Origin of the sequence: Pseudoalteromonas sp. AOP7-A1-14 (assembly GCF_052376275.1) — a bacterium.
Taxonomy (GTDB): Bacteria; Pseudomonadota; Gammaproteobacteria; order Enterobacterales; family Alteromonadaceae; genus Pseudoalteromonas.
Genome location: NZ_JBQSVO010000175.1, coordinates 1 through 4211, shown reverse-complemented (window position 1 = coordinate 4211; position 4211 = coordinate 1). Strand labels below are relative to the sequence as shown.

At 39.0% G+C, this 4211-nt stretch carries 3 protein-coding genes; all 3 read right to left on the bottom strand.

Going from position 1 to position 4211, the window contains the following annotated elements; genetic code table 11:
• Nucleotides 1-1047 (bottom strand): restriction endonuclease subunit S (locus tag ACT3RM_RS17015; RefSeq protein WP_444511453.1); only part of this gene is annotated, 1047 nt, incomplete at its 3' end.
• Nucleotides 1044-2615, bottom strand: coding sequence for a type I restriction-modification system subunit M (locus ACT3RM_RS17010; RefSeq protein WP_444511452.1), 1572 nt, complete (start codon nt 2613-2615; stop codon nt 1044-1046). The genes ACT3RM_RS17010 and ACT3RM_RS17015, both read right to left, overlap by 4 nt.
• Nucleotides 2616-2672: 57 nt before the next feature.
• Complete coding sequence (locus ACT3RM_RS17005) at nt 2673-3596, bottom strand: restriction endonuclease (protein WP_086958092.1); 924 nt, start codon at nt 3594-3596, stop codon at nt 2673-2675.
• Nucleotides 3597-4211: the final 615 nt, after the last annotated feature.

Sequence of the window (4211 nt, the reverse complement as noted above, 5' to 3'; positions counted from 1 at the left end):
GAAATGAATTACTGAACTACCTTGAGATAATGAAGCTATTTCTCGCTTCTTGGCCGAGTTAAAATAATAAGATAAAAAAACTCCATTTAACGGAGTCCGTATAACAGTTAGATCACCGCTATAAGCTACACCACTTAACTTTACACATGCTGCGGTTGCAATGTCCCATTGAGTTTCACCTGATGATGGGACTATAACGTCATTTGCTTTACTAAAAAGTAAACTTTTTATCGGTAAACTTGTTGCAGAAACAACTGATTCTATAACCTCACCGTAAGTAGTATACAGTTCACCATAACGAATACAGGGAGTTATACCATCAATTGATATATCAGCTTTCGATATACTCTTACCTTTTGTAAAAGTGGCTATATCACCTAACAACTTTTCTTCCCATTCAGGAAAAGCGTTTCCATCATCGTCTTTAAAACGAATTTGTTGTCTGAAAATTTGTTGCATTACGCCTTTTTTATAGTCTTTTAATAAGCAATGCTTTTCATTTAACTGGCTGATTTTAGTGTCTACGGAAGTGAGGAAGTCAGCAACCTCAGCTTGTTCCATAACATCTGAAGGTAACACCACTGAGAGGCTTTTAACTAACCCACCGCTTAGATTTTTTTGTCCACCATCATTTGCTAGATTTCGGATGTCTTCATACTTAGATTGTAAATAGTAAAAAGTAAATCTTGTATTTACATCTTCTGACTCCAAAATAATAGCCGCGCATGCTTGGTTTGTTGTAGCTTCTATTTCTAAAACTGAGACTCTGCCTCTGGTTATCCCCTGTCCATATAATGCAAGTAGTATGGTTCCCTTTGGAAATAATTTTGCAGAACTTTTTTTTAAGCCTAAATCTGTAATGTACTCATCTGCCGCTGTAATATCTTTAAAATTTATTTGTGAAGTTGTGACCCAAGGAATATGACCATTCCAATAATCAGCTTTCGCCCTACTAGGTGTCCCACCGGAAGTAACTTTTGCGATTTCATCAATAATTTTAGGTAAATACTCAGATTTAAATTTGCTAAACCTTAATGCCGGTATCATTCACACACCTCAAATGGCACTTCAATACCTAATTCATCACAAAAACCTGCAATTGTTTTATCTGTTTCAAGCATCGCTTTATCATTTGCAAGCAATTGCTTTGCAACCTCACTTAAATCAACAACCTCTTCATCTCCAAAGGTATCTACATAACGCGGAATATTGAGGTTGTAGTCGTTCTCTGCTAAATCAGCTTGCGTGGCAGTAAAAGCATATTTATCAATAAAATCGCGTTTGCTTACGGCATCTAAAATGCGTTGTAAATCTTCCTCACGCATTACGTTGTTGTTAGTGCCTTTTTCAAAGTGATTACTGGCGTCTATAAACAATACGTTGTCGTCGGTTTTACGGTGTTTGTTTAGTACCAATACACAGGTAGGAATAGACGTGCCAAAAAATATATTAGCAGGTAAGCCTATTACCATATCAAGGTAGTTTTTTTCTTTAATAAGGTGTTTACGTATATGCCCTTCGGCAGCACCACGAAACAACACGCCGTGCGGTAACACCACTGCCATTGTACCGTTGTCGTCAAGCTGGTGGATCATGTGTTGTACAAAAGCAAAGTCGGCCTTTCCTTTTGGTGCCAGCTTGCCGTAATCGGCAAAGCGCTCGTTATTCATGTGTAGCGGGTTGGCAGACCAGTCCGCCGAAAATGGCGGGTTAGCTACCACGGCACTAAAGCGCTGCTCAAGATGTGCGGGAACTTCTAGCGTGTCGTCGTTTTGAATGTCGAACTTAGTGTAATGCACGTCGTGCATAATCATGTTCATACGCGCTAAGTTATAGGTACTTGGGTTTTGCTCTTGCCCGTAAAATTTTAAATCAGGGTTATTAGCCTCTTTTGCAACACGTAACAACAATGAGCCCGAGCCACAGGTTGGGTCGTAAACCGATTTAATGTGCGGATTATTTAAGGTGACTAATTTTGCTAGTAACTTAGATACCATTTGCGGCGTATAAAACTCACCTGCTTTTTTCCCCGCGCCACTAGCAAACATACCAATAAGGTATTCGTAAGCATCGCCTAGTATGTCTATTTCGCTACTTTCTAGGTGAAAGTCGATGTTATCAAGGTGCTCCAATACTTTGGCTATTAACTTATTACGCGCATCCGGTGTTTTACCTAGCTTGTTAGAGGTTAGGTCTAGGTCATCAAACAAACCGTTAAAGTCATCAGCGCTGTCTACGCCCATAGTACTTTGCTCAATATGGTTAAGCACGCTGGTTACATCATCAAGTATAAACTTATCGTTAGAACCGCGCTCAGCAAGTACATGAAAAAGCTCTGCAGGTTTTAAAAAGTAGCCTAGCTTATCAAGTGCCTCTTCTTTTACAGCTTCTAAGTACTCTTGTCCCTCTGCTGTAGTTTCGTCAATTTTAGCAAATACAATACCGTCTTCACTTAGTAGCTGATCAGCATAGGTATTGAGCTTATCAGACAGGTATTTATAAAAAATAAGCCCAAGTATGTAATCACGAAAGTCATCAGCCGACATGTTGCCACGTAAACTATTAGCAATATTCCAAAGCTGTTTTTTTAATTCTTGCTGGTGTTGGTGAACCATTAATCTAATCTCTTAATTAGTTGTGTAGAGCTTCTACATACGCACTGCACGTGCGTGTTAATCTTCTAAAAAGTAATCGCTATCGAGCGCTTTTACTTCAAATACTTGTTTGGTGCTAACGCCTAAGTTATGAGTAAGCATTAGCTCTGTAAGTTGTTTACCATCTACAAGCACTATGCGCTTTTCTATTAAGCCTACATATTCCAGTGCATCTTTACTAAAGCCGCTGGTGGTGATGAATACGCCCTTTTTAGCGCGGTGCATATCAAGTGCGCCCGCAAAGGCTTGTATGTCTGCTCTACCCACTGTTTTATTGGTGTAGCGCTTAGCCTGTAAATATATCATTTCGAGGCCGAGTTTATCTTCTTTTATTACGCCATCAATGCCACCATCTTGAGTATACTGAGTAGCTTGCCCTGCATCTTTACGTGAGCCGCCATAGCCCATAGCTAGCATTAAATCGACTACAAGGTTTTCAAAAAACGCAGGGGAGGCCGAAAGCACGGCCTGTAGTATTTCGTCGCTTAAGTTAGTGTTGAGTGTATCTACCGCTGCTTCTATCAGCTCTTCGGGTGTTTTGTGTGAGTTGCTATTTACTAAGCTGGTGGTGTTTTCGTCTAGTGAGTCACTAGTATCTTTAGTGCGGGTTTTAAAGTCTAAAAACTCAGGATATTGGCTTAAATACTGGTTATTGATTTGTTCACCTGTTGCTAACGCAGATAAACCTTTGCTCGTAATGGTACAAAAGGCTCTTTTAGGTTGCTCAATTAACCCTGCTTTAACTAAGTATGTTTTAGCCCATTGCAAGCGATGGTAGGCATAGGTTTGTTTACCATTAGGTATACGTAGCTTAAGCTGCTCTACTGATAAACCGAGGTTTTGATAAACGCTTGCTTCAATGTCTTTAAGCTTGACGGTTTTACCGTTAGCTAAGCACTGCAGTAATGGAGTCATGAATGATTGGTAATCTGATAACGACATACTATTCCCTGCCAAGCCGTATTAGTTAATAACTAAACAGCTAATCCTTTTGTTTTATTAGTTGAGATAATATACACATTAAGATTAAGGGGCAAAGATTATGTAATGATCATGTGTCTCATATCAACACAGTTGATGTTGGGTAGTAAGAAGAACTAAGAACGCACAGTTACAAACGCCTCCTCGTGCGTTTATGATTGTAATATCGGAGTTTTCACTATTTTTCTTAAACCGATGCACTAAACCTATAGGGTTTTTCGGTCTATTTACCTCAGTTGCTCACAGGTGATTTTTGTATTTTATGAAATAAGTTGTGATATTAGACTGTTTTTTATCCATTTGACGTATGTTCTGATGTATCAATCCTTGTTCACCATTGTCAATCACTCAAACCGATGCAGCAAACCTATATACCCTGCTTTAAACCGATGCAACAAACCTATAGTTATAAAACAATGGCTTAGGTTTATTTTGTGCTTTAAGCTCTGCTTCTCTTAGGCTTGAAAGAGAGTTTATCTGGGATTTCTTCGGAAAACCGATGCAGTAAACCTCTAGTTATAGATCAATGACTTAGGTTGGAATTTGATTTATTTCCCTGTATTTAGGTGTTTTCAG